This window comes from Kiloniella sp. (genome assembly GCF_965205715.1).
GTDB lineage: Bacteria > Pseudomonadota > Alphaproteobacteria > Kiloniellales > Kiloniellaceae > Kiloniella.
The window spans coordinates 323,433-350,266 of record NZ_CBDBHW010000002.1 but is presented as its reverse complement, the minus strand read 5'-3'; the positions used below and the strand labels follow the sequence as shown (position 1 = coordinate 350,266).

23 protein-coding genes are annotated in these 26,834 nt (G+C 45.3%); 16 read left to right on the top strand and 7 right to left on the bottom strand.

Going from position 1 to position 26,834, the window contains the following annotated elements; genetic code table 11:
* Positions 1 to 36 precede the first annotated feature (36 nt).
* The 3 genes from speB to ACOGW3_RS03810 are packed head-to-tail and all read right to left on the bottom strand — an operon-like array spanning position 37 to position 2,507.
* A complete protein-coding gene (gene speB, locus ACOGW3_RS03820) occupies positions 37 to 1,008 on the bottom strand; it encodes an agmatinase (RefSeq protein ID WP_419901742.1) in 972 nt (323 codons plus the stop codon).
* A 2-nt stretch (positions 1,009 to 1,010) separates the two neighbouring features.
* The gene (locus ACOGW3_RS03815; RefSeq protein ID WP_419901769.1) at positions 1,011 to 1,274 is read right to left on the bottom strand and encodes an aldehyde dehydrogenase family protein; all 264 of its coding nucleotides are present in this window, start codon (positions 1,272 to 1,274) and stop codon (positions 1,011 to 1,013) included.
* Positions 1,275 to 2,507 carry an ISL3 family transposase gene (locus tag ACOGW3_RS03810; RefSeq protein ID WP_419901077.1) on the bottom strand — a complete coding sequence of 411 codons (1,233 nt, stop codon included), beginning with the start codon at positions 2,505 to 2,507 and terminating at the stop codon, positions 1,275 to 1,277.
* Between ACOGW3_RS03810 and ACOGW3_RS03805 the strand changes: the two genes are divergently transcribed.
* The 12 genes from ACOGW3_RS03805 to ACOGW3_RS03750 all read left to right on the top strand — a co-directional run bounded on the left by ACOGW3_RS03805 (position 2,494) and on the right by ACOGW3_RS03750 (position 17,248).
* A complete protein-coding gene (locus ACOGW3_RS03805; protein WP_419901741.1) occupies positions 2,494 to 2,991 on the top strand; it encodes a hypothetical protein in 498 nt (165 codons plus the stop codon). The two genes, ACOGW3_RS03810 and ACOGW3_RS03805, sit on opposite strands and share 14 nt — an antisense overlap.
* Before the next feature lie 75 nt (positions 2,992 to 3,066).
* On the top strand, positions 3,067 to 4,167 hold the full coding sequence (locus tag ACOGW3_RS03800; RefSeq protein ID WP_419901740.1) for an efflux RND transporter periplasmic adaptor subunit: 1,101 nt from the start codon (positions 3,067 to 3,069) through the stop codon (positions 4,165 to 4,167).
* A 9-nt stretch (positions 4,168 to 4,176) separates the two neighbouring features.
* Positions 4,177 to 7,281 (top strand): efflux RND transporter permease subunit, encoded by a 3,105-nt coding sequence (locus ACOGW3_RS03795; protein ID WP_419901739.1) that lies wholly within the window; start codon positions 4,177 to 4,179, stop codon positions 7,279 to 7,281.
* Between the two features lie 94 nt (positions 7,282 to 7,375).
* A complete protein-coding gene (gene gltS, locus ACOGW3_RS03790; RefSeq protein ID WP_419901738.1) occupies positions 7,376 to 8,575 on the top strand; it encodes a sodium/glutamate symporter in 1,200 nt (399 codons plus the stop codon).
* A 222-nt stretch (positions 8,576 to 8,797) separates the two neighbouring features.
* Positions 8,798 to 9,700, top strand: a complete 903-nt coding sequence (locus tag ACOGW3_RS03785) for a methyltetrahydrofolate cobalamin methyltransferase (RefSeq protein WP_419901737.1) — start codon at positions 8,798 to 8,800, stop codon at positions 9,698 to 9,700.
* A 171-nt stretch (positions 9,701 to 9,871) separates the two neighbouring features.
* The gene (locus ACOGW3_RS03780; protein ID WP_419901736.1) at positions 9,872 to 11,068 is read left to right on the top strand and encodes an aminotransferase class I/II-fold pyridoxal phosphate-dependent enzyme; all 1,197 of its coding nucleotides are present in this window, start codon (positions 9,872 to 9,874) and stop codon (positions 11,066 to 11,068) included.
* Entirely contained in the window at positions 11,068 to 11,706 is a 639-nt protein-coding gene (locus ACOGW3_RS03775) for an alpha/beta fold hydrolase (RefSeq protein WP_419901735.1), read from the top strand. Before ACOGW3_RS03780 ends, ACOGW3_RS03775 begins: the two co-directional genes overlap by 1 nt.
* Positions 11,703 to 12,509 (top strand): methyltransferase, encoded by an 807-nt coding sequence (locus ACOGW3_RS03770; protein WP_419901734.1) that lies wholly within the window; start codon positions 11,703 to 11,705, stop codon positions 12,507 to 12,509. Before ACOGW3_RS03775 ends, ACOGW3_RS03770 begins: the two co-directional genes overlap by 4 nt.
* Before the next feature lie 40 nt (positions 12,510 to 12,549).
* On the top strand, positions 12,550 to 13,230 hold the full coding sequence (bioD, locus tag ACOGW3_RS03765; RefSeq protein ID WP_419901733.1) for a dethiobiotin synthase: 681 nt from the start codon (positions 12,550 to 12,552) through the stop codon (positions 13,228 to 13,230).
* A 1-nt stretch (position 13,231) separates the two neighbouring features.
* Positions 13,232 to 14,548 carry an adenosylmethionine--8-amino-7-oxononanoate transaminase gene (gene bioA, locus ACOGW3_RS03760; RefSeq protein WP_419901732.1) on the top strand — a complete coding sequence of 439 codons (1,317 nt, stop codon included), beginning with the start codon at positions 13,232 to 13,234 and terminating at the stop codon, positions 14,546 to 14,548.
* 180 nt (positions 14,549 to 14,728) lie between these two features.
* Complete coding sequence (bioB, locus tag ACOGW3_RS03755; RefSeq protein WP_419901731.1) at positions 14,729 to 15,892, top strand: biotin synthase BioB; 1,164 nt, start codon at positions 14,729 to 14,731, stop codon at positions 15,890 to 15,892.
* Between the two features lie 228 nt (positions 15,893 to 16,120).
* On the top strand, positions 16,121 to 17,248 hold the full coding sequence (locus ACOGW3_RS03750; protein ID WP_419901730.1) for an aminotransferase class V-fold PLP-dependent enzyme: 1,128 nt from the start codon (positions 16,121 to 16,123) through the stop codon (positions 17,246 to 17,248).
* 68 nt (positions 17,249 to 17,316) lie between these two features.
* Here ACOGW3_RS03750 and betA read toward each other — a convergent pair whose 3' ends face one another.
* Together betA and betI are read right to left on the bottom strand one after the other, a co-directional pair.
* The gene (betA, locus tag ACOGW3_RS03745) at positions 17,317 to 18,981 is read right to left on the bottom strand and encodes a choline dehydrogenase (protein ID WP_419901729.1); all 1,665 of its coding nucleotides are present in this window, start codon (positions 18,979 to 18,981) and stop codon (positions 17,317 to 17,319) included.
* A 12-nt stretch (positions 18,982 to 18,993) separates the two neighbouring features.
* Positions 18,994 to 19,593 (bottom strand): choline-responsive transcriptional repressor BetI, encoded by a 600-nt coding sequence (gene betI, locus ACOGW3_RS03740; RefSeq protein ID WP_419901728.1) that lies wholly within the window; start codon positions 19,591 to 19,593, stop codon positions 18,994 to 18,996.
* Positions 19,594 to 19,801: 208 nt separating this feature from the next.
* Here betI and ACOGW3_RS03735 point away from each other — a divergent pair, with 208 nt between their 5' ends.
* Positions 19,802 to 20,311, top strand: a complete 510-nt coding sequence (locus tag ACOGW3_RS03735) for an A24 family peptidase (RefSeq protein ID WP_419901727.1) — start codon at positions 19,802 to 19,804, stop codon at positions 20,309 to 20,311.
* Between the two features lie 17 nt (positions 20,312 to 20,328).
* On the opposite strand, the gene ACOGW3_RS03730 is transcribed toward ACOGW3_RS03735, so the two are convergent.
* A complete protein-coding gene (locus ACOGW3_RS03730; protein ID WP_419901726.1) occupies positions 20,329 to 20,682 on the bottom strand; it encodes a tetratricopeptide repeat protein in 354 nt (117 codons plus the stop codon).
* Between the two features lie 129 nt (positions 20,683 to 20,811).
* The gene (locus ACOGW3_RS03725; protein ID WP_419901077.1) at positions 20,812 to 22,044 is read right to left on the bottom strand and encodes an ISL3 family transposase; all 1,233 of its coding nucleotides are present in this window, start codon (positions 22,042 to 22,044) and stop codon (positions 20,812 to 20,814) included.
* Here ACOGW3_RS03725 and ACOGW3_RS03720 point away from each other — a divergent pair.
* The 3 genes from ACOGW3_RS03720 to pyc all read left to right on the top strand — a co-directional run bounded on the left by ACOGW3_RS03720 (position 22,031) and on the right by pyc (position 26,831).
* The gene (locus tag ACOGW3_RS03720; RefSeq protein WP_419901725.1) at positions 22,031 to 22,153 is read left to right on the top strand and encodes a hypothetical protein; all 123 of its coding nucleotides are present in this window, start codon (positions 22,031 to 22,033) and stop codon (positions 22,151 to 22,153) included. The genes ACOGW3_RS03725 and ACOGW3_RS03720 overlap by 14 nt on opposite strands.
* A 247-nt stretch (positions 22,154 to 22,400) precedes the next feature.
* Positions 22,401 to 22,919, top strand: a complete 519-nt coding sequence (locus ACOGW3_RS03715; protein ID WP_419901724.1) for a PAS domain-containing protein — start codon at positions 22,401 to 22,403, stop codon at positions 22,917 to 22,919.
* Positions 22,920 to 23,372: 453 nt separating this feature from the next.
* Complete coding sequence (gene pyc / locus ACOGW3_RS03710; RefSeq protein ID WP_419901723.1) at positions 23,373 to 26,831, top strand: pyruvate carboxylase; 3,459 nt, start codon at positions 23,373 to 23,375, stop codon at positions 26,829 to 26,831.
* Positions 26,832 to 26,834 lie beyond the last annotated feature (3 nt).

Below are 26,834 nucleotides of genomic sequence, written 5' to 3'. Positions count from 1 at the left end.
AATTATTACTAAGGGTAAATTTGACTTTAAATTGGTTTATCTATTTTTCGCCTGTTTTTGTCTCGCCATGAGATAAAGCATCTCAAACGCCATTGTCGCGCCAGCAAGGGCTGTGATCTCTCCAACATCATAGGCGGGGGAGACTTCAACAACGTCGGCGCCGACAATATCTAGTCCTTCCAGGCCGCGTAAGATCGTCAAGGTTTGGTGAGGGGTAAGGCCGCCGGTAACGGGAGTTCCTGTACCAGGCGCAAAGGCTGGGTCGAGACTGTCGATATCGAAAGTTAGATAGGCTTTCATGTCTCCCACGATACGTTTGATTTCGGCAACCACAGCTTCTGGACCATTCTCATGTACCCAAGGGGCGTTAAGAATGTTGAAGCCATGGGTTTTGTCGTTGTGAGTTCTGATGCCAACCTGAGCAGAGCTTGCGGGATCGATAATGCCCTGTTTGGCGGCGTGATAGAACATGGTGCCATGGTCTATGCGTTGTTGATCTTCCTCCCAGGTATCAGAGTGGGCATCGATCTGGATTAAGGCCAATTGGCCATGTTTTTCAGCATGGGCTTTGAGGATCGGGTAGGTGACAAAGTGATCCCCGCCCAGAGTGACCATGGCCGTGTCTGTTTCCAGAATGGATTTAGCGTGGGCTTCTATCGCATCGGGAACGGTCATCGGGAGGCCGGGATCGAAAACGAGGTCCCCGTAATCCGCAACGGCCAGGACTTCAAAGACGTCGAGCCCTGAGGGGAAGTGTGGAGCCCAAGCCAAGTTTACAGATGCGTTACGAACGGCTCTTGGGCCAAGGCGCGTACCTGATCGGCCGGTTACGGAGCAATCGTAGGGTATGCCAGAAATTGCCACATCAGCATCGGTGAGATCGCGGGTGTACTTTCGACGCATAAAGGACGTTGCGCCAGAATACATCGGCTCAACTTCTGTGCCAAGAAGGCTTGTTGCACTGAAAGCGTGATCGCCTTCGGAGTTAATTCCAGAAATATCGGTCATTTTTATTTTTCCAGACTGATCCAGGTTGTCTTGAGTTCGGTGTATTTTTCCATTGCATGCACGGATTTATCGCGGCCATTGCCAGATTGCTTGAAGCCGCCAAAGGGTGTTGCCATATTGCCGCCATCCCAGCAGTTAACCCAGACCGACCCAGCGCGAATTTTTTTGGCTGCGCGGTGAGCGCGGGTTATGTCTTTGGTCCAGATTGCAGCAGCGAGGCCGTATTCCGTATCGTTAGCGGCACTTCTCCGCTTTGTTGAGTAGATTTAGGATTTCAAATAGAGCATAGATTGATTATCTGGAATGGATGATTGTCTAATTTTGAGTTTGAAGTATTCGGTATCCTTGATGCCTCTGGCTCGCTTACGGATCATTCCTATACTGACATTACCAGCCTCTATCCTGGCGCTTGTGAGCTTGTGTTTGGCGTAGTTGCAGATGCCCACACAATGTTTCCGTAGGGATTTCGCGAACTTTTTTAGATAGAGCATCTGTGACTGATCTGCTATCAGGCACCAACGTTCCAGTTGCTCCGCCATCGCCTCAAATGAAGCGGCACTCCACAGCAGCTGAAGCTGTTCTTTCAAGACGTAAAGTGCATTCAGGTTGCTATTGCTCTCCAGCAACCTTTGCAGCTTGTCACTTTGTTTTTCACTCAACTTATCCGCATTTTTGAGCAACAGATAATGTGTCCCTTTCATCAACTCTTTACCACTTGGATCGGCCTTTCTGAACTCAAGTCGACGCTGATTATGGATAGCTTTGCTGTAGTTTTTCATGACGTGGAAACGGTCAAATACTATGTCGGCCAACGGCAAGGACTCTCTGACAGCCTTTTGGTAGGCAGGCCCCATATCCATCGCTACGGCCTTTATTTTGCAGGCTGTATCTGGTTGCAGTTGTTTCAAAAACCTTGAAAAAACCTCGGCAGTTCGGCCTGCTTCAACCCAGATCAGATGACCGCCAACCATATCGTAGACCACCGTCATGTAGTCATGACCTTTCGCCCGGGCAACTTCATCTACACCAATATATTCCAAGCCAGTTAGCTCTGCAGGATCAAGCGTAGGGAGAGTTTCAATAAGGTATGCCCTGTCGATATTCTTGACCGTTTCCCATCGTATATCCAAATGTCTGGAAACCGCTTGAATAGACATATGCCGACATAATCCACTGATCAGTCGGCAAAATCGGTGAGTGAAACGGCACCCTTTATCAACAAAATCACACCCCTCAATGCGGCGTTCGCCCTTGTTAATATAAACCTGCGCCAGCTCAATCTCGACCACACAAGGATACCCAAAAAGGGGGATGTCGTTTACTTGTCGGCGGACATGCTGGTTGATGCTTCCCTTCTGGCCTGTAGCAGGGTCTATAGCCCTCCTACGCGCGTCTCGGCTGCAGTGAATGACAATCTTAACACCGCCGTCATCCAGTTTAATTTCATTTACACGTTGCCCTTTGAGGCCTAAAATATGCTGCGAGATGTTGATTGTCATATACCTGCTCTATGTAAAGTTATCAGAAACCATACATATCAACAGGTTACTTGGCGGTCGGCATCTTTTTCTACTCAACAAAGCGGAGAAGAGCCATAAATTAGAGGAATTACTAGGTGTAGAAGTTACCTTAGATTTATATTTAATCCGAAATACAAAAATTGTTTCTTCCTATGAGTCCGTCCTTCCTACATTCTTGAATGTCTCCCGGCGCTCTCTTGAGGTTTTAATCAAGCAGCAGGGAGTGAGTAATATTTCTCAAATTTACCTTTTAACACAAAGAGATGGGTTTGATTTTTACCTAAGCTATGTGCCCGGTGAATTTGATTATCCACTGCCCGAACCCTTTGATAACAAATATATGAGGGAGCTTTATAGTGTTGGGTATGAAATCGGTAAAAAAGGAGTGAATTGGAAGCGTCAACCACCAGAATTGTTGGACGATCCTTCAGCAATCAGGCCGCTTGATATCACTCAAAATTAAATGTTCTGACAAGTCAGTTTTCTAAATTAAGCAAATGAAACCTAATACAGTATTCGATCAAGATGGGATATGAAGATGAGTAAACTGAAAACCTCTGCTCTGGTGGGATTGTTATTGGGTCTGCCATTTTTGTCTGCTTGTGAGGAAGACGTCATTGTTCAGAGCGAAGTCATCCGTCCTGTGAAAGCGATACAGGTGAGTGACAGCTCAAACTTCAAACAGCGATGGTTTTCTGGACGAGCGAAGGCAGCTGTAGAAGTTGATCTTGCTTTTCGTATATCCGGACCGTTGATCGAGTTTCCGGTAAGTGTTGGAACGCTTGTCAAAAAAGATGATATCTTGGCCCAAATTGATCCCGCTCCATTTCGCGCAGATGTTGAGCGATATAAAGCTGACGTGAGATCTGCTCAGGCCGAGCTGAAGAATGCTGAACAAGATCTTGAGAGACAAAAACATCTCTTTAAAAACAAGAATGTAAGCCAAGCTAGGGTGGATAAGTCCGAAGCAGCATACGGAGTAACCAAGGCCCAAGTGGGGTCGGCACAGGCTGCATTAGATCGCATTAGACTTGATCTAAAATATACAAATTTAAAAGCGCCGTTTGATGGTGTGGTTGTCTCCACTTACGTTGATAACTTTCAAGATGTAAATGCCAAACAAGCTATCTTACGACTGGTTGATTCTTCGCAAATTGAGATGGTTGTCGATATACCCGAAAGCCTGATTTCTCTTGTGCCGACAGTAACGGATGTCATCGTTACTTATGACGCTTTTCCAAACATTGAGATCCCCGCAACGATAAAGGAAGTGGGTACTGAAGCTTCTCAATCGACAAGAACCTATCCGGTTACTTTGTCGATGGAACAACCTGATGGTATTCAGATTTTACCGGGGATGGCTGGAAAAGCATCGGGTAAAGCGGTTGATCCTAATGTTCCAAGCGCGGGAATTATCCAGGCACCTGTTAGTGCTGTATTTAGTGACGTCGACGCTAAGGAGAGCAGAGTTTGGGTATTTGATGAGGCGAACGCAGTTGTCAAAAGTCGTGTGGTGACGACGGGAGAATTGACAGACTTTGGGATAGAGATCCTCAGTGGCTTAAAAGTCGGAGATTGGTTGGTTACTGCCGGGGCGAATTCGCTTTCTGAAAATCAAAAAGTCAGAATTATTGAGTAGGGGAAGATCATGAGTCTGGCAAAAATTGCGATTGAAAAGCGTGCCGTAACTTATTTTGCAACAGTTCTGGTATTACTAGCGGGCCTAGCAAGTTATTTTAGCTTAGGTCAGCTGGAGGACCCTGAGTTTACGGTTAAAACGGCTGTGATTACAACACAGTATCCGGGGGCGAGTCCCGAAGAAGTTGAGTTAGAAGTTACTGACCGTATTGAACTTGCAATGCAAGAGATGAAGTCACTGGATTTTCTGGAGTCCACTTCTTCTGCTGGGTTGTCTATCGTTAAGGTTAATATCAAGGCAGAATATTGGGCTGATCGTTTACCACAGGAATGGGATACTCTTCGCCGAAAAATTAGAGACATCGAAACTGCGTTCCCCCCCGGAGTGCAGAGACCAATCATAACAGATGATTTTGGTGATGTTTTTGGGTTATTGCTTGCGATTACAAGTGATGGGTATAGCTATTCTGAACTTCAAGACTATGTTGATGAGATAAAAAAAGAACTTAGTCTTGTTGACGGAATTGCGCGTGTTGATCTTTGGGGCGAACAACAAGAGATTATTTATCTGGATGTCGCACAAAGCCAACTAGCTCAATTGAAAATAAGTGAGCAGTCCATACAACAAACACTACAACTTCAAAATCAGGTCGTTGATGCTGGGCGTTTGGATTTACAAAATAGAAGGCTCAGGATTGCTCCGTCAGGTGAGTTCCAGACAGCAGAAGATATTTCAAATCTTGCAATTAGACCTTCGTTTCAAGATGCGGTACTCGCAGGGTCTTCAGTGGGTGGTTTGTCTCAGGGTGAAGAGCTTACCCGGATCGGTGATATCGGCACCATAAGACGCGGTTATCTCGATCCTCCTCGTACACTGATGCGGTATAACGGTTTGCCATCAATCTCGATTGCATTGACCAATGTCCCCGGCCGTAACATGGTGGATATTGGTAAGGCTGTGGATGCGCGCTTATTGGAACTGGAGGCGGAGTTACCAATAGGTATCGAAGTTCATCGCGTCCATTGGCAATCAGATGTGGTTGATGAAGCCGTAACAGGCTTCCTAATCAGCCTTGCTGAAGCGGTTGCGATTGTTCTCGTCGTTCTGGCGATTGCAATGGGGTGGCAGATGGGGATCATTATAGGTACCGCCCTAATCTTTACCATCCTTATGACGTTTATCATTATGGCTATCTTGGATATCCCGTTGCAAAGAATGTCTCTTGGGGCTTTGGTTATTGCATTGGGTATGATGGTCGATAATGCCATAGTTGTTGCCGAAGGATTTGTCGTCAGAGTTCAACAGGGAATGAGCAAAAAAGAGGCGGCAATTACTGCTTCTAATCTTCCGTCTTGGCCATTGCTCGGAGCAACCGTTGTTGCGGTAATGGCGTTTTATCCCATCTTTGCATCTGTAGAGGATGTTGGTGAGTATTGTCGAACGCTCTTTACTGTTGTGGCGATATCCCTGCTTTCCAGCTGGGTTATCTCAATGACCTTAACGCCCATTCAGTGCATCGATATGTTATCAGAAGAAAAACTGCGCCAAAAAGGATCTGATGCGGGTGGAATGTATGGTGGGAAATTTTATACCTCGTTTAGAGCATTACTTGAAAACGCGATTAAAATACGTTGGGTTACTGTTTCAGCACTAGTCGGGCTCTTGATATTTTCCGGTGTGGGTTTTGGCGGGGTTAAACAGTTATTTTTCCCCGACTCAGCCATGCCTAAATTTATGATCGACTACTGGGCACCTGAAGGAACTCGTATTCAAGATGTGTCCGCTGCTATGGCCAGGATAGAGAAGAAACTTCTACAAGATGATCGGATTTCAGGGGTAGGTAGTTTTGTTGGATCAGGACCGCCAAGATTTTATCTCCCAGTTGAGCCCGAGCCCATTAATCCTGCTTATGGGCAACTGGTGGTCAATGTCCATGACTACAGGACAGTTCGGGATTTGCAAAAAGAATTAAATACTTGGGTGAAAGAGACTTTTCCTGACGCGCTCGTTCCCGTTCGTGTGTTTGGTGTTGGCCCGTCTAATACTTGGAAGTTTGAGCTCCGTATAACGGGACCTTCGTCTGCCAGCTCGGATGCTCTGCGGGGGCTAGCTCAGGAAGTTACCGATATACTGCAGGCGTCCCCAATTGTTGATGCCTATGAAACCGACTGGCGCCAGCGAATGGTGACCGTGGTGCCTGAGTATAATCAAGAAAGGGGGCGTTGGTCTGCAATCTCCCGTGAAGATATTGCGAATACCACAAAGCGGGCATTTGATGGCCGTAATATCGGACTTTATCGTGAAGGTGACAGCCTTATCCCTATTCTTCTTCGACATGTTGAGGAGGAGCGGCAAAATGTGAGTGGTATGGATGTACTTCAAATCGATAGTTCATCCACGTCTTCTAAGATTCCCCTTGCACAAGTCGTTGATGGTATCTCAACGAAGTGGGATGATTCGATGATAGTGCGCCGGGACAGAAAAAGGACAATAACTGTTCAAGCAAACCCAATTATCGGGGTTACTCTACCAACACTGCAAGCGACGGTAATTGATCAGATCCAGTCCATAGAATTGCCGACAGGCTATTCGTTTACATGGGGTGGTGAAACGGAATCTACTGCTGATGCTCAGGCTTCTTTGGTCCCAGGTGTTATTCCAACAATTGCAGTCATTCTTTTAACGATTGTAGTGCTTTTCAATGCTTTCCGTCCTCCATTGATTATTATTCTAACTATACCTTTTGCCTTTATAGGCATTACATGGGGATTATTATTCACGGGGACACCTTTTGGTTTCTTGGCTCTTTTGGGTGCTATGAGCCTTGTAGGTATGATGATCAAGAATGCAATTGTTCTTTTGGATGAGGTAAATATAAACCTTGAAAACGGAATGGAAAAATACGAGGCCGTGATTATGGCTGCCATGTCTAGGTTACGTCCCGTAGTTCTTGCTGCAGGAACGACAGTTCTTGGCGTTATTCCCTTACTTCAGGATGTGTTCTGGATCGGTATGGCGGTTACAGTTATGGCTGGCCTGGCTTTTGGTACCGTTTTAACAATGATTATAATACCTGTTCTCTATGCGATCTTCTTTAGGCTAGAGCCTGCGTAGACTTCGTTTTAAGCCTCCCCTATACCCGTTGATTTAATAGGGGAGCAGTACGCTGAGCATGTGATAGGTTCCTCAACACAGGAATAGATTGGTAATGACTGAAATAAAAATCGAAGGTGCAGACGTCATCATCATTACCGTATTGGTATGGTTTTTAGGTAGTTTCATTAACCGAAAGCTACCAACGCTCGAACGCTTCAATATACCTGTTGCTGTTACGGGTGGTTTTCTCATCAGCCTTATTGTAGCGATCCTTTATCAAACTCAAGACGTGAAAATTACATTCGACATGGCCTTGAGAGATAAAATGATTTTGGTTTTCTTTTCAACAATAGGTCTGACTGCAAAATTCAAGTTACTCGCTTCAGGTGGCAAGGCGCTGTTAATTTTGACCCTTATCGCAGGCCTTTTTTTGATCCTTCAGGATATAGTGGGCGTAGGGATCGCGTCGGCATTAGGCGCAAATCCTGGCTACGGATTGTTTGGGGGCAGTGTATCTTTCGCGGGTGGATTTGGCACGGCAGTTTCTTGGGGAAATATCGCTCAAGAGGCCGGACTGACAGGCGCTACAGAAATAGGTATCATGTTCGCCACTCTTGGTTTGATTGTCGGTGGGATTATCGGGGGCCCAGCCGCGAAATTTCTTATAGATAGAAATAAATTACAGCCATCTGCCGAAGATCTGGAGCAGCAGAGTGCTAAGAGTGAAAAGCATATTGAGCTTTCAATGAAGGAAAAGGTTCGGGCCGTTCTTGGAACTCTTTTGACACTGGCAATTTGTGTTCAACTAGGTAGTTTCGTTAACGACTATCTCAGTGGATATAATGTTACTCTACCCGGATTTTTAACAGCAATGCTCGTTGCAATAATTATTACGAACAGTGTTGATTTGTTTAAGGTAAAGCTGTCAAAAGACGCAATAGATATTGCTCAGGAAATTAGCCTTCAGCTGTTTCTATGCGTTAGTCTGATGAGTATGCAGTTGTGGATATTCACGGGTACTTTAGGGCCTGTTGTTCTCGTAACACTCGCCCAAACAATAATGATGGTCTTTTTCGCAGTCTTTGTCGTCTTCCGTTTGCTAGGTCGTGATTATCAAGCTGCGGTCATTTGTTCTGGTTTTATTGGCCTTGGTTTGGGTGCAACTCCAGTCGGAATTGCCAATATGAATGCTGTTACAGTAAAACACGGGCCTTCGCCAAAAGCATTTATTCTGGTGCCTCTTGTCGGGGCATTCTTTCTGGATTTAATGAACGCCGCAATAATTCAATTGTTTCTTCAGTTTCTTAATTAGAAGCTACATATCAGAATACGTATCCTGAAGTCATAACTTTACTTGTCAATTTAAACGCTGTTTTGCACCAAGAGCGTTATTGAGCTACAAAGTGTCGCGCAGACGTTTGTAAGGCTGTCTGCCTATCTTTATGTATAATGAAAACCCATGATCTTTTCATGGGTATTATTTATCAAATTTTGAGCTTTTTAAATAAAGCCACTTATCCGGAGACGCAAAGAGATGACCCGTACCATCGTCAGTTCAGCCACCAAAGAATTTGCGATTGGCTTTGATGAGCCTTTTTGCATTATCGGCGAGCGTATCAACCCGACCGGTCGTAAAAAACTAGCCGCAGAAATGGCGGCTGGTGATTATAGCCGCGTTGAATCTGATTGCCTGGCGCAGGTTGCTGCCGGCGCACACATGCTGGACGTAAATGCAGGTATTCCTCTTGCTGACGAGCCGAAAATCTTGGCTGAAACCATCCAGTTGGTTCAAAGCCTCACAGATCTTCCACTTTGCATTGACTCTTCAATCATTGACGCTTTGGAAGCTGGCTTGAAAGTTTATAAAGGCCGGGCGCTTGTTAACTCTGTGACAGGTGAAGACGAGTCACTCGAACGCGTTCTTCCACTGGTTAAAAAGTTTGATGCCGCTGTTGTTGCGATCTCTAACGATGAAACCGGGATCTCCGAAGATCCAAACGTTCGCTTCGAAGTTGCCAAGAAAATCGTAGAGCGCGCTGCTGATCATGGCATTTCCCATGACCGCGTTGTTGTTGATCCTCTTGTGATGCCAATTGGCGCTATGGGGACTGCTGGTAAGCAAGTATTCGCGCTTCTTCATCGCTTAAAAACAGAACTTAAAGTCAACACAACCTGTGGTGCGTCCAACATTTCCTTTGGTCTGCCTAACCGCCATGCCATGAACGCACACTTTCTCGCAATGGCTGCTGCTGCGGGCATGACTTCTGCGATCATGAACCCACTTCACGAAGAAGAGCTCGCCGGCATCCGTGCTTCTGATGTTCTGCTTAACAAAGACAAGAACTGCCTGGACTGGATCAAGAAATATCGTGAACCAGCTCCTGAAGGCGCAGCTGGTGGAGCCCGTGAAGGCCGCCGTAGTCGCCGTCGCGCTTAATTGAAAAGCTATATTAGAAAAAGGCGGCATTTATGCCGCCTTTTTTGTTTTTTTCATAAGGCAACCTTTATCACAACAGTTGCTCTTAGGTATCTTAGAGACTAAAACCATTTTCAGAATATGCTGATGTTGTCGTTGCCTTTTGAGCAGCGAGCTATTGGAGTAGTTCAAGTGGTGAGCCTTTCTGAACGTATAGAGCAAAAGCTTCTGAGTATTCCAGAAGATAGACGACGGTCTTTAAAAGGATCAATACCTCTTGCTGGTGGTCGAGTAGAGCGCGGATCACGGATACTTCTTAACTTTGCCTCGAATGATTATCTCGACTTATCTCACCATCCCCTGCTTATCGAGCGCTCGTCCGATTGGGCGAAAGATTATGGTACCGGTTCTGGGGCATCACGCCTAATTACAGGGAACCATTCTCTCTATGAAAAAGTTGAAAGACGGCTTGCTGACCTAAAGGGGGCAGAAACGGCTTTGATCCTGAATTCCGGGTTTCAAGCTAATGCATCAGTCTTATCTACTCTATTGAACCGATCGTTAAACGGCGGGAGAGAGAACCCAAATATACTCTTGTTTACCGACAAGCTTAATCACGCCAGCCTCCATTTTGGCTCACAGGCTGCCAATGCCAAACAAATTCGATTTCGACACAACGATCTCAACCATCTAGAGCAATTACTCTCTAAATATCAGGACGATGATCAAGCAAAGATTATCGTCACGGAAAGTGTGTTTTCTATGGATGGTGATGAGCTTGATGTCGCCGCTATCAGGATGCTTGCCAAACGACATGATGCATTTCTTTATATCGATGAAGCGCATGCTACTGGGGTTCTCGGAAAAAACGGTATGGGGCTCTGTGCAGGAGGCGTATCAAGAGATGAGCTTGTTATGGGGACCTTTGGTAAGGGACTTGGATCTTATGGTGCCTATGTCGCTTGTTCACAGAATGTTAGAGACTACCTGATCAATGCTTGTAGCGGGCTGATATATGCCACTGCTTTGCCTCCTCAGGTGTTGGGTGCGATTGATGCCGCATTGGAATTGGTACCTAGGCTTGATGACGAGAGATTGCACCTCAAAGAAATCGGAAATTTGTTTAGAGGGATTTTGCAAAAAGAAGGTCTGGATACAGGGCTTTCTAGCACACAAATTATACCGGTTGTTATCGGTAGCGATCAACAAACCATGGCGGTTGCAAATAAACTTGAAGAAAAAGGCTTTCTTGTTGGTGCCATTCGTCCCCCTACAGTACCAGAAGGTACTGCAAGATTACGCGTTACCCTAAGTGCTGTGCATACAGAAGAACAGGTGATCAGTTTGGCCAAAGCTATTGTTATGAGCTGTAAAGAGGCTGATTTGTAATGCGTATACTGTTTGTACATGGATGGGGGTATGGCCCTGAGACATGGGATGTAGTGATTGCTCAACTTGGCGATGATATCGAATGCATTGTTGCTGATCTCGGGTTTTCGGGAAGGCAGTCCATTCCAGAAGAGACGCATTTTGATATTGCTGTAGGGCATTCTTTAGGGGTGTTATGGCTTTTATCTCAACATAATATTACCTGGAATAAACTTGTCTCAATTTGTGGATTTACAAAATTTTCAGCCTCGGATGATTTTCCCGAGGGTGTGTCCCAACGCGTAAATGAGCGGATGATCAGGAAAATTACTGTCTCAGCGGAAAGAGTGCTGAAGTCTTTCCATGAGTTATGTGATCCAGCTGGAGAAGTTGCGTTCAGATCACGCCCGAATATAAATGAAGGTCGATTGATTTGGGGAATAGAATGCCTTCAAGGTCTCGATATGCGTGAACATCTCGATCCTCTGAACACTTATGTTCTGGCTGATGAAATGGATCAAGTGGTTACTGAAGGCATGACAAGAGCACTTTTTGCTTCCTGTAAAATTACCTGGCTCAAAGGGAAGGGGCATCTTGCTCCCTTAACCGATCCAGCGATTTGTTCTGATATGATTAAACGAGCGATCCTAAGCCAATGATTGAAAAGGTATGGAAAGAGGGACTTGCTCGTCGTTTTGGCGCTGCGGCTCAGAGTTATGAGACACAATCTGAAGTACAGCAGAAAACCGCTACTGCTCTGTCGAATTTGATTAAGCAGCGTCTCGGGGATCGAAAGCCTCTAAGAATATTGGAAATAGGCTGTGGAACAGGCTATTTAACAAGGTCTCTCTATGCTCACTACCCTGATGCAAAGTATTATATAACTGATATCTCTGAAGATATGGTCTTGCAGTGTCAAAGCTCAATCCTTGAAGCGGCAAACAAAGAAACTCAGAATTATGGGAATATAGTTTTCTCCATAATGGATGGGGAAAAACCCGACCTTGAAGGACCGTTCGATTTAATATGTTCCAACATGGCTTTTCAATGGTTTCGTGATCTCAAGGGTAGTTTACACAAACTTACTGATCTTCTTACTCCTGATGGTGTTTTGGCCTTCACGTCACTTGCTTCTGATACTTTTGACTTATGGCACCGGTGTCAGGAGGAGTTGTCGATCGAGCGACTGGCTCCTGAGTTTCCATCTGCTAACTTTTACGAAGACAGTTTATCAAGCTTAGTCGTTGAAATTGAAAAACAGTTATTTGTGCAGCGCCATAAAAGTGGTTTAGAGTTTTTACAAAACTTAAAAGACATCGGGGCGCACTCAAGTGGTCTTGGCCGTAAGCCAATAGGTACGGGGCAATTAAGGCGATTGCTTAAAAAATATGAAAGTTACTTTACAGATGGGCCTATTGAAGCTGATTATGATGTGATTTTTGTGCTATGCAGCAATAATTAGCTGCTTTTATTTTCGTAACACTCAATGATTTTGGTGGGGTATGAGAGAAGATACTCATTCATGGAAGACTGGTTGCAATAACGCAGGTGTGTTTATCACTGGTACAGATACCGAAGTTGGAAAGACTTTTGCGGCTGCATCGCTTGTCGCGGCATTAAGTGCCTCGTACTGGAAACCCATTCAGACGGGACCGTTTAAAGATCACGACACCCCGGAAATACAAAGATTAACGGGTATCGGTGATAAATCCATATATCCCTGCTCTTACAGTTTTCCCGATCCGTTGTCCCCGCATGCGGCTGCAAATAATGTTGAGCAGACAATAATCCTTGATGACGTACAATTACCAAGCCTCGGGGAAAAAGAATTCCTCGTTGTCGAAGGGGCAGGTGGTGCTCTTGTCCCGCTAAATGATCATTTCATGATGAGCGACTTGATGGTGCGCTTAAACTTCCCTGTTGTGATCGTCTCCCGTTCTGGCTTGGGCACAATTAATCATACGCTTCTCACGATAGAAGCCTTACGCCGTCGTGGATTGACATTGGCTGGTGTCATCATGAATGGCCCCGAAAACAGTGGTAATCGGGAAGCTATTGAACAATATGGGAACATTGAAGTGTTGGCTGAACTACCCCATTGTGAATATGTGAATTTTAATACGATAGCTTCTCTTAAGCCAAAGCTTAAAAGAGCAGCTGAGCTTTTTGGAAGGAATGCGTAAAATGACGAACAATTTTTTGGAGTTGGATAAACGTCATGTCTGGCACCCTTTCACACAAGCACAAACAGCACCTGATCCCGTGGTTATTGATTCTGCCGAAGGCGTATTTCTGCGCACCAAAGATGGTCGTGAAATCGTTGATTACATCTCGTCCTGGTGGGTGAACGTTTTTGGTCATGCTAATCCAAAAATTGCAACAGCAATTGCTGACCAAGCCAATAAGCTAGAGCAGGTTATCTTTGCCGGATTTACCCACGAACCCGCAGTAAAACTTGCAAAATCTCTCAGTGAACTCTTACCTGGCTCTTTAAACAGAGTTTTCTTCTCTGATAATGGTTCTACAGCTGTTGAAGTCGCGATGAAAGTGGCTTACCAACATTGCCACAACACAGGGCAAACAGGCCGTACGCGTTTTATGACCTTCGATGGCGCCTATCACGGCGATACCGTTGGGGCCATGTCTGCAGGTGTCTCCTCTCACATGTTTGACGCCTGGAAGGATCTTCTGTTCTCCGTTGATATCATGCCTTATCCCAATACCTGGGAAAATGATGATAACGTCGAAGAAAAAGAGACTGCCGCAATGGAGGCCATTGATCGGCACTTAGATAGTTTTGGCGATGAAATTTGTGCGATGATCCTAGAGCCATTGGTGCAAGGGGCAGGGGGCATGCGCATGGTGCGCCCAGAGTTTCTCAAGATGATGGTCGAGAAATTACAAGCTCGGGGCGTACTTGTGATTTTTGATGAAGTCATGACAGGTTTTGGTCGTACCGGGTGTAACTTTGCCTGCGATAAAATTGGTGTCACACCTGATCTGGTTTGTATTTCAAAGGGCCTTACGGGTGGCTTTTTACCCTTGTCGGTTACGGTGGCGACAGATGAATTGTACGACTCATTTCTTGGAGAGACCTTTGATAAAGCCTTTTGTCATGGCCATTCCTTTACTGCCAATCCATTAGGTTGTGCCGCTTCTTTGGCCTCCATTGAATTGTTGCAAAGTGAGGAGACGCAACAGAGTTTCAAAAGAATTGAAGCGGCCCATAACAAGGGAATGGACTACATAAGAGAACTTCCCCAAACTCGGCACCATCGCATCATGGGAACCATTGGGGCTTTTGATGCGATTGTTGATGATGGGGGGTATAACTCTTCCCTCGGAGGCGATCTGAAAAAGTGGTTCTGGGACCGTAATATGCTCATTCGCCCTCTGGGGAATGTGCTTTATCTTTTACCGCCTTATGTGATTAATGATGAACAGATTGATGATGCCTGGAAAGCAATGGCGCAGGCGATGAAAGAGCTTAACCCACTATAAAAGTTATAAAATCAAGACATGTTTGGGGTTTATTGTAATCGTTCGTCTGTAATTCAATAATTTACAAGCGAAGATTAAAGGGATCCCGACAGAGTAAATTGCCGTAAAAGAATATCTCAACAGGCGCTTGTTGCTTGCCGAAATAACCTCGGACAGTTAGAACAACGCATAGGATTAAACATGGGAGCGAAGGTCGCCATGGAAAACGAAGCAAGTATTGTGTCCCCAGAAGTCTCCGAAGCAGAAGTTTCTGGACATAACGTTACGATTTCTTCTGTAGAAGGTATCGCTGATCAAGTGGAAAATACGACCAGTGAAGCCTCTGGTAATACGGATGTCCGTACAAACTGGACTGCGAAAGAAATTGAGGCTCTTTACGATTTGCCTTTGATGGACTTGCTGTTTCGTGCGCAGACCATGCACCGCAAATACTTTGATCCCAACAAAGTACAGTTATCTACCCTTTTGAACATTAAAGAGGGTGGCTGTGCAGAAGATTGTAAATATTGCTCGCAATCTTCGCGCTATAGCACGGAAGTCGGCGCAAGTAAGCTGATGGATAAAGATACCGTTCTGGAATATGCCAAGAAAGCGCAAGCGAATGGTTCCGGTCGTTTCTGTATGGGCGCGGCTTGGCGTAATGTCAAAGATCGCGATATCGACAAGATTGCTGAGATCGTTACCGCAGTTAAAGACTTGGGCATGGAAACCTGCATGACCCTTGGTATGTTAAACCGGGATCAGGCCGATAGTCTCAAAGAGGCCGGGTTGGATTATTACAACCACAATATCGATACCTCACCAGAATACTATCCTGAAGTTATAACAACGCGTTCTTTTGATGACCGTATTGAAACTCTGGGTAACGTACGTGAGGCTGGCCTGAACGTTTGTTCTGGAGGTATTATTGGTATGGGTGAAGAGCGCAAAGACCGTGTTGGTCTCTTAATGGCGCTTGCTAACCTGCCTAAACACCCGGGATCTGTTCCAATCAACATGCTGGTTCCGGTAAAAGGCACGCCATTTGGTGATATGCAGCGCATTGATAGCTTTGAGATGGTAAGAACCGTCGCTGTTGCCCGCCTTATGATGCCAAAATCTTACGTTCGCTTGTCAGCGGGGCGTCGCTCTCTTGGAGACGAAGGTCAGGCTCTATGCTTTATGGCTGGCGCTAATTCGATCTTCTACGGCGACAAGCTTCTTACCACTGCGAACCCGGAAGAAAACGAAGACATGGCGTTGTTTGAGCGTCTTGGTTTGAAAACAGAACAAAAGGGCGCGGTTGTTGAACATCAACACGAAGCACCCCGAGGCTGCGGTTCTCCGGATTGTGGCTGTATCTAATCGTCTCTGATTTATTGGCAAAATAAAACGCGGCTTTTTTATAGAGGCCGCGTTTTTTATTGGATGCTTTCCAGTGCTTTTCAGCAATCCTGCTTATTCAACAATTTTTCTCACCAATCCGAGCGAATTTCTAATCATTTCCAAGGTGTTGGCCCTCTTGTTGCTGTCTTAATTTTCCAATAGGATCGTGCCCAATAAGAATACGCCTAAGTTCTAATGGAGCAAAAAATGAGCAACCAGCAGTCCCCTGTAGATCCTGACGGTCTCCTCGAGTATTCCGTGGTTTTTACTGATCGTTCGCTAAACCATATGTCAAAAGCTTTCCAGGGGGTGATGACCGACATCTCCAGTACTCTGAAGAAGGTTTATAACGCAGATGCACTGGCTTTGGTTCCTGGTGGTGGTACTTATGCAATGGAAGCTGTTGCACGCCAGTTGGCAACGGATAAAAAATGTCTCACCATTCGCAATGGTTGGTTTAGCTTCCGTTGGACACAAATTTTTGACGCAGGAAAAATTCCTTCTGACAGCATCGTGATGAAAGCGCGTCAGATTACTGAGGGTACTCAGGCTCCGTTTGCTCCGGCACCCATCGAGGAGGTCGTGGCTACGATCAAATCCGAAAAACCGGATGTGGTTTTTGCCCCCCATGTCGAGACCTCTTCTGGCATGATTTTGCCGAACGACTACATGAAAGCAATCGCTGAGGCTGTACACTCTGTCGGCGGTCTCTTCGTCCTGGATTGTATTGCATCTGGTACGATCTGGGTTGATATGAAGGAAGTTGGTGTTGATGTCCTGATCTCAGCTCCGCAGAAGGGGTGGAGTGCATCTCCATCTACAGGCATGGTCATGATGAGTGAGGCCGCTTTGGCTGCGGTAGAAACTTCCAACAGCTCAAGCTTTGCCTGTGATTTGAAGAAATGGCTTCAAATCATGCAAGCTTATGAAAATGGTGGACATGCCTATCATGCAACCATGCCAACCGATGCTCTGGCTGCGTTCCGCGACGTAATGAAGGAAACCGAGGCGTATGGTTTCGATAGGGTTCGCGATGAACAGCAGGAGCTAGGCGATAAAGTTCGTGCTCTTTTGGCTGAAAAGGGAATTACCTCGGTAGCTGCGAATGGGTTTGCGGCGCCAGGTGTTGTGGTTTGCTACACAGAGGATTCAGAGATCCATAACGGCAAGAAATTTGCGGCCCTAGGCATGCAGATTGCTGCAGGTGTTCCTTTGCAATGTGATGAACCTGCGGATTTTAAAACTTTCCGCCTTGGTCTCTTTGGCTTGGACAAGTTGAATAACGTTGATCGTTCAGTTGAACGGCTTTCAAGCGCACTGGAACAGATCCTCTAGTTCTTCTGGATTAAATAGATACAAAAAAGGGTCGCTTTTAAAGCGACCCTTTTTTGCGTTTAGCCTGTCTATCGTTGTTTCGTTTCCCACTCAGGATGGATCCAAGTCGGTGCGTTTGAAGCAGGAAGCGGTGTGTTGCCGAGGATAATATCGGCTGCTTTTTCGGCGACCATGATTGTTGGTCCGTTAAGATTTCCGTTGGTAATGGTTGGGAAGACGGAGCTATCGACCACGCGAAGGCCTTCGATGCCTCTTACTTTACAATCATTATCAAGAACAGCCATCGGATCGTCATCTGAACCGATTTTACAAGTGCAAGATGGATGGTAGGCACTTTCAGCGTTTTCACGGATCCAGGCATCAAGTTCTTCATCTGTTTGAAGATCGGCGCCCGGCTGGATTTCATCTTCGCAATAAGGGGCCATGGCATCTTGTTCCATGATCTCGCGGCTTAAGCGAATGCAAGCTCTGAATGCTTCACGGTCATCTTCGTGTTCATTGTAGTTAAAGAGTATTTCTGGTTTATCATTCACGTCACCCGATTTGATCCTGATATAACCACGGCTCTTTGGTTTGTTCGGACCAACGTGTACTTGGATACCATGGCCATCAAATGAAGCCTGGCCGTCATAACGCATTGCTGCTGGCAGGAAATGGTATTGGATATCGGGCCATTTGAGGCCTGCTTTTGAACGAATAAATGCACAGGATTCAAAGTGATTTGTTGCGCCTAGTCCATCCTTGAATAGGATCCAGCGCGTTCCAATCAGAAATTTGCTCCATAGATCAAGTTTACCGTTGAGAGTAATCGGTTCTTTACAGCGGAACTGGAAATATACTTCGAGGTGATCTTGAAGGTTTTCGCCAACACCCGGGAGGTCATGAACAACTTCAACACCAGCTTTTCTGAGGACTTCGGCCGGGCCGATACCTGATACTTGAAGGAGTTGAGGAGAACCCACGGAGCCTGAAGATAAAATTACCTCGGTTGCGGCTTTATGGGTTTGTGTCTGGCCTCCAACTTCAATCTCAATACCTGTGGCTTTTTTGCCTTCCATTACAATGCGTTTGGTGAGGGCGTTCGAAATAACCTTGAGGTTCGGGCGTTTTAGTACTGGTTTTAAATAAGCATTAGCAGTTGACCAGCGAACGCCGTCTTTAACGGTCATATGCATTGGGCCGAAGCCTTCTTGCCTATATCCGTTGTAATCAGATGTCGCGCCGTATCCTGCTTCTTCTCCGGCCTTAACAAAAGCAGAGTAAAGCGGGTTTTTCATTTCATTACCATTACAGGTGGCCAAGGGGCCTTCGTTTCCGCGGTATTCATCGCGGCCACCTTTCCAGGTTTCGGCACGCTGGAAATATGGAAGGCAATTTTTGTAGCCCCAACCTAGAGCACCCTTTTCTTCCCACTCTTCAAAATCACAGCCATGTCCGCGGACATAAACCATACCGTTGATGGATGAAGATCCGCCCAGTACCTTGCCACGAGGGCAATGCATTCGCCTGTCATTCATCCAGGGTTCGGGCTCTGATTCAAACTCCCAATTATACCGAGACATGTTCATCGGGATTGATAAAGCTGTCGGCATTTGAATGAATATCGATCCATCACTGCCGCCAGCTTCTATGAGTAATACAGAATTATTGGGGTCTTCGCTGAGGCGGTTCGCCAGTACACAGCCAGCTGAACCGGCTCCCACAATGATATAATCGAAATTATCATTCAACATGACTTGTTCTCTCTAACCCAGTTTGGAGTTGTTGTTTTTATGAAGAAGCATTTCGTAATATTGCTGTACGATTTCTCGCGCCTCTTCACAGTCTATTTCTTTTTCTTGCAGTGATGTTCTTATCCAGAGGCCGTCAATAAGGGCGACGAGGCCACGTGCTGCTTTATCGGCTTGATCAAGGGGGAGTAAACTTTTTAATGCGTGTCGGAACGTGCTCATCTGTCTTTGTTCATAAACGCGTTGTAGCCTTTTAAGCCGTTCTGAATGGGGAACATGTGCCCAGAATGCCAACCAGGCAGAAACCGTTTCAGGTTCAAATAAGTGAACATCCATGTAAGCAGATATGAGGGCCTCAATGCGCTCTTCTGGAGATGTTGCTTTCTCTAGGTGATGAAGGACAGATAACCTAAGGTCTTCAAGCATTTTCCGCATTGTTGCTTGTAAAAGGTCGTTTTTATCCTGGAAATAGTGATGAACAATACCAGAAGACACGCCCGCTTTTTGGCTAATCATGCGTATGGTGATGTCAGAAAAGCCACGTTCATGGATCGAAGAAATGGTTGCTTCGATCAGCTGTTTTTTTCTGATGGCTTCCATTCCCACTTTGGGCATTAATTCAAATCCATTATTTTGTTGTTAGCTACATTTTATTTTAATTGGACGTCCAATCAATAAAAAAATGTAATCTCATAAATTATTCGATTATTAAATTGGATTTTAAGAAAGCATTTACCGTAAATGGTTGATTATATGACGAAGAAAGCTGGACGCACTAAGTCTGGTCTGTCGAAAAACACACTTGGAATTATAGAGAGAAAACATGGAACTAGATTCGCTTCTTGTAACGAAACTGGTATTGATAGCCTTGGTTGTCATTGCAATGTTATCAGATCTCATTCAAATGCGGATCCCTAATGTCATTCCCGCCGCAATCATATTGTTATTTCCTGTTGCTTATATCGGGGGGGAAGCTTCTACGCCACTGCTAGACCATGTCGGGGCAATGCTGGTTGTGCTCGTTATCGGAATTGTTCTTTTTGCTATGAAATTACTTGGTGGTGGTGATATTAAGTTTTTAACCAGTTTAGCTCTCTGGACTGGATTTGGCCTTCTGCCTTCTTTTATTGTTATTGTAACCCTGATAGGTGGCGCCCAATCAATTGCTGTTCTTCTTCTTCGCAAATATTCCCATGCGATTGAATATATGTTGGTAAAGTGTAAAATCGAAATACCTAAGTGGCTTCGTCGGGGAAGTGAGTTTCCTTACGGAGTATCAATAGGGATTGCACTCCTTATCGTTTTTGATCGGATACCCTTTTGGCTACCGTAGCAGATGTAGCAGAGTATTTATATTTCCTCTTCTAGATCTCTTTTTTCAAGAAACAGCAGATTTTGTCGGGGGCCACGCATTGTTGGGTGAATTTTCAATGCCCTGTTAAATGCTTTTTTTGCAAGTGCCCACTTGTGTTGTGCTAAGTATATCAATCCTTGCCCTGAGATGGCTCCAAAGTGTCTAGGTTCAAGTGAGAGGGTTCTTCTGATATCTGAGAGGGAGCTTTCATAGTTTCCCATGAGGTAATGGGTTAAAGCTCTTTGGTTCCAGCCTTCTGCATAATTAGGATCGAGGTTGATTACTTTTGTATAGGTTTCCAAAGCATCTGGGATCTTCCCCGACTGGGTCGCCTCCGCCCCTTTTTTCATCAGTTGATTGATGGATTTGTCATTACTCTCTAGCCATATATTCCATATTTGCCTTTCGAGTATAATGCTTCTCGCCCCAGCAGGAACCGATAAGAGATTAGAGGCACTTCTCCGCTTTGTTGAGTAGATTTAGGATTTCAAATAGAGCATAGATTGATTATCTGGAATGGATGATTGTCTAATTTTGAGTTTGAAGTATTCGGTATCCTTGATGCCTCTGGCTCGCTTACGGATCATTCCTATACTGACATTACCAGCCTCTATCCTGGCGCTTGTGAGCTTGTGTTTGGCGTAGTTGCAGATGCCCACACAATGTTTCCGTAGGGATTTCGCGAACTTTTTTAGATAGAGCATCTGTGACTGATCTGCTATCAGGCACCAACGTTCCAGTTGCTCCGCCATCGCCTCAAATGAAGCGGCACTCCACAGCAGCTGAAGCTGTTCTTTCAAGACGTAAAGTGCATTCAGGTTGCTATTGCTCTCCAGCAACCTTTGCAGCTTGTCACTTTGTTTTTCACTCAACTTATCCGCATTTTTGAGCAACAGATAATGTGTCCCTTTCATCAACTCTTTACCACTTGGATCGGCCTTTCTGAACTCAAGTCGACGCTGATTATGGATAGCTTTGCTGTAGTTTTTCATGACGTGGAAACGGTCAAATACTATGTCGGCCAACGGCAAGGACTCTCTGACAGCCTTTTGGTAGGCAGGCCCCATATCCATCGCTACGGCCTTTATTTTGCAGGCTGTATCTGGTTGCAGTTGTTTCAAAAACCTTGAAAAAACCTCGGCAGTTCGGCCTGCTTCAACCCAGATCAGATGACCGCCAACCATATCGTAGACCACCGTCATGTAGTCATGACCTTTCGCCCGGGCAACTTCATCTACACCAATATATTCCAAGCCAGTTAGCTCTGCAGGATCAAGCGTAGGGAGAGTTTCAATAAGGTATGCCCTGTCGATATTCTTGACCGTTTCCCATCGTATATCCAAATGTCTGGAAACCGCTTGAATAGACATATGCCGACATAATCCACTGATCAGTCGGCAAAATCGGTGAGTGAAACGGCACCCTTTATCAACAAAATCACACCCCTCAATGCGGCGTTCGCCCTTGTTAATATAAACCTGCGCCAGCTCAATCTCGACCACACAAGGATACCCAAAAAGGGGGATGTCGTTTACTTGTCGGCGGACATGCTGGTTGATGCTTCCCTTCTGGCCTGTAGCAGGGTCTATAGCCCTCCTACGCGCGTCTCGGCTGCAGTGAATGACAATCTTAACACCGCCGTCATCCAGTTTAATTTCATTTACACGTTGCCCTTTGAGGCCTAAAATATGCTGCGAGATGTTGATTGTCATATACCTGCTCTATGTAAAGTTATCAGAAACCATACATATCAACAGGTTACTTGGCGGTCGGCATCTTTTTCTACTCAACAAAGCGGAGAAGAGCCAGATTAGAAAATAACTGAGGAAGACGAGGATCTTTTTGATCCGCATGGGCATTTATATTTGGTGCAATAGCAAATGTGAAAAATAGAAGCGTGATTATAAAATTTCTCATTATTAAAGTGTGAACGTTGTTTTTATAAAAATGAAATCACGTATCTGTGTTGATTGATTTTAAATATGATTGTCCTGATAAATAAATTTTAACTCAATTAGTGTTAGTTTTCTTATGGGGTTACATCTGTCTTTCAGAACGGATGGTAACTATGGATTCAAGAGGGTTATGCGAGCTCCCAGAAAAAGCAGCAAACGAAGAGTATTTTAATATCCTTTACGACTATTGGTGTTCTCTTTCGCCAAGGCGAGGGAAATTGCCTGGTCGTCAACACCTAAATCCTGCCGATATTAGTGAAATCCTGGGCCGAATTGCATTGGTCGATGTTATTTTTATGGACGGAGAATATGATTTCCAATACCGCCTTTGGGGATCCATTATGACCGAGATTATCGGGCAGGATTGTACAGGGAAATCTATCAAGGACTTGTTCCCGCCAGAGAAACTCTCTTTTGTTCAAAACGCATTTGAAAATGTTGTGGAAACCGCTTGTCCCCATTACTGGGAAGTCGCCTGGGGTGTGGAGAAGAAAGATCATATTGGCTACAAACGCTTACTTTTGCCATTGGCTGAAGATGGCGAAAACGTTAACATGATATTGGGGATGATTATCGAAACAGATAAGAAATTTTCTGATCCCAGTACAAGTTTGTATCGAAAATTTGAATGAAGTTAAAAGTGAACGAGTATTTATAGAGTAAAATTAATAGTTATTACTCAGCCCATTGTATGTACAAATATAATTTTTGTGAATTATATTTGTACATACAATTTTTTATTTTTAACTGATCTTCAAATTGTCTCGATACAACTATTTTCCAAGGTATTTATACTGTTCTTGCTCTGGATTCGCTTTTTGTATGTGGTATTCATTGGCTGAATATTACTTTGAAGGTGTCCAGCGTTAATCTGTCTAGCTCGTCAGCAAACGAAGTTGAGCCCGGGAAAGACACGCGAAAGACGATACTTCTTTATCCAAATATACATCTATGATGAATAGGTGTTGGGGTGTGTCGCATTCGGAACAGCAGATTAGAGCACAAACTGGAAATCATTAAAATGAATGGGGCTTTCAAAAAAGTACAACTAAAAAGTACGGAATATATCTAAAAGGATAAAAATTGTGAACGATCTCGAGAACAAAAAAATCAAACGCCTGTTAGTTGCTAACCGTAGTGAAATAGCTATTCGGATATTTAGGGCTGCTACGGAACTTGGTATTGAGACGGTCGCAATTTATTCAAATGAAGATCGATTTGCCCTTCATCGATTTAAGGCTGACGAGAGTTATCTCGTTGGTGAAGGGCAGGGACCCGTACAGGCTTATCTTGGAATTGAAGATATACTGCGCGTGGCTAAAGAAGCAAAAGTTGACGCTATTCACCCTGGATATGGGTTTCTTTCTGAAAATCCGGATTTTGCAGATGCTTGTGAAGAAGCTGGTATTATTTTTGTTGGTCCCACTGGGGATATTATGCGCGGTTTGGGAAATAAAGTCTCTGCTCGCAATCTCGCTGAACAAGCGGGTGCTCCTGTTATGCCTGCGACCATAGCTCTTCCTTACGATGATGATGAAGTGCGTAAAATGGCTGCTGCTGTCGGCTATCCTTTGATGACAAAGGCGAGTTGGGGCGGCGGTGGGCGTGGTATGCGCGTTATCGAAAATGAAGGCGAAGTTCTAGAGCAAGTCGATGCTGCGCGCCGTGAGTCTATGGCAGCATTTGGAAGTGATGAAGTCTATCTGGAAAAACTGGTTCGTCGGGCCAGGCACGTAGAAGTTCAGATCATCGGGGATCGTCATGGCAATGTGGTTCACTTGTTTGAGCGGGACTGCTCTGTTCAACGTCGGAATCAAAAGGTTGTTGAGCGTGCGCCAGCTCCTTACTTGACGGATGATCAACGAAAAGAATTCAGTGATGCCGCGATCGCGATTGCTAAAACTGTAAATTATTCCAACGCCGGTACCGTTGAATTCCTGATGGATATGGACACAGACAAGTTCTACTTCATTGAGGTGAACCCACGTGTTCAGGTGGAACACACAGTCACAGAGACCGTAACTGGAATAGATATCGTTCAGGCACAAATACGCATAGCAGGTGGGGGAAAGATTGGTCGGGATGATTCCGGTGTCCCCGCTCAGGAAAATATCCGCTTGAATGGGAACGCGATCCAGTGTCGTGTAACCACAGAGGATCCTGAAAATAACTTTATTCCAGATTACGGTAAAATCCTCGCTTACCGTGGAGCAACAGGATTTGGGATCCGTCTCGATGGGGGAACCGCTTTTTCTGGTGCTGTTGTAACCCGTCACTATGACTCTTTGCTTGAAAAGGTGACTGCATGGGGCGGTACGCCTGATGAAGCCATAGCCCGTATGGACAGAGCTTTACGTGAGTTCAGGATTAGAGGAGTTTCAACCAACCTTACGTTTCTCGAGAACGTATTGGCTCATCCAAAGTTTCGTGGTGGTGAATATACAACTAAATTTATTGATGAAACGGCAGAGCTCTTTCATATGCCACGGCGAAGAGACCGTGCTTCACGGCTGCTGAGATTCATTGGTGATGTCATGGTTAATGGTAATGATGAAGTCACTGGACGGGTACACCCTGATAATCCTCATGAAACGCAAGTTCCTAAAACAGCTGGTGACACCATTCCAGACGGAGCCAAGCAGCTATTAGATCAAAAGGGCCCTGCGGCTGTTGCACAATGGATGAAGGATGAAAAGCGCCTCTTGGTAACGGACACAACATTCCGGGATGCGCATCAATCACTTTTGGCAACGAGGGTCCGCACCGACGATTTGACAAAAATCGCCCCGTACTACGCACAAAATCTAAACAATCTGTTTTCCATGGAATGCTGGGGTGGTGCAACTTTTGATGTGTCCATGCGGTTTCTCAAAGAGTGCCCTTGGGAACGTCTAGAGAAATTGCGTGCGGCGATGCCGAACCTGCTTACTCAAATGCTTCTTCGTGCATCGAACGGCGTTGGCTATACTAATTATCCTGATAATGTTGTGAAGTATTTCGTACAGCAATCTGCGGATGCTGGCATGGATGTCTTCCGTGTGTTCGATAGCCTGAATTGGGTGGAGAATATGCGTGTTGCCATGGATGCGGTTTGTGAAACTGGTAAGATCTGTGAAGCCGCTATTTGTTATACTGGCGATATTCTCGATCCTAATCGACCTAAATACGATCTGAAATACTACGTGAATATGGCCAAAGAGCTTGAAGCAGCTGGTGCACATATTCTGAGCATTAAAGATATGGCTGGGCTTCTCAAACCAGCAGCGGCAAAGACATTGATCAAGGCGCTTAAAGACGAAGTCGGTTTACCTATTCATCTACACACACACGATACCAGCGGTATATCTGCTGCAACCGTGCTTGCTGCTGCTGAAGCCGGTGTTGACGCGGTTGATGCCTGTATCGATTCAATGAGTGGCCTGACGTCTCAGCCAAGCCTTGGATCAATTGCGGCTGCACTGCGTAATACAGATCGTGATACGGGTCTCAATGATGATGCTTTACAGGAGTTGTCAGGTTATTGGGAGCATGTAAGAGCCAATTATATTGGTTTTGAGAGTGATATTAGAAGCGGGACTTCGGATGTATACCACCACGAAATGCCGGGTGGACAATACACAAACCTACGTCAACAGGCGCGTTCTCTGGGTATCGAAGAGCGCTGGCCTGAAGTTTCCAAAGCTTACGCTGAGGTAAACAACATGTTTGGAGATGTGGTGAAAGTAACACCATCCTCCAAAGTAGTCGGTGATATGGCTTTAATGATGGTGACAAGTGATATCACCCGCGCAGATGTTGAAAGCCCTGAAAAGGAAATTGCCTTTCCTGAATCAGTGGTATCCTTTTTCAAAGGCGATCTGGGCCAACCTGTAGGTGGCTTCCCACAAGAATTGCAAAATAAAGTTCTTAAAGGGGAAGAAGCGATAACGGTGCGGCCGGGCTCAATGATGCCCGCTGCTGATCTCGTGGCCGAGAAGGCTGATGTTGAAAAAAGGGTTGAGCGCGCCATTAGCGATCGGGAGTTCGCCTCTTACTTGATGTATCCTCAAGTCTTTGTGGATTATGCAGCTCATCAAAGAAATTATGGCACTGTATCCGTATTACCGACACCTGCTTTCTTCTACGGGATGAGTGTTGGGGAAGAGCTCTCCGTTCACATTGCTCAGGGTAAAACACTGATCATTCGCTTTAGGGCAATTAGTGAGCCTGATGAGGAGGGGGTTTGTACCGTCTTCTTCGAGCTTAACGGCCAGCCAAGAAATGTGAAAGTCACAGATCGAAGCCGTTCATCAGCCAAGGTTGCACATGTTAAGGCTGATGTCGGGAATTCTGATCATATTGGTGCCCCTATGCCAGGCTTGATCGTTACGGTGTCGGTTTCTGAAGGCGACGAGGTCGAACAGGGAGATGTACTGATGTCTATTGAAGCAATGAAAATGCAGACGTCAGTTTTGGCCGAAAAATCAGGAACGGTGAAAGAGGTTTTGGTTAAGCCGGGCTCAAAAGTGGAAACCAAAGATCTTCTGGCTGTTATTTCAGATTAGAAA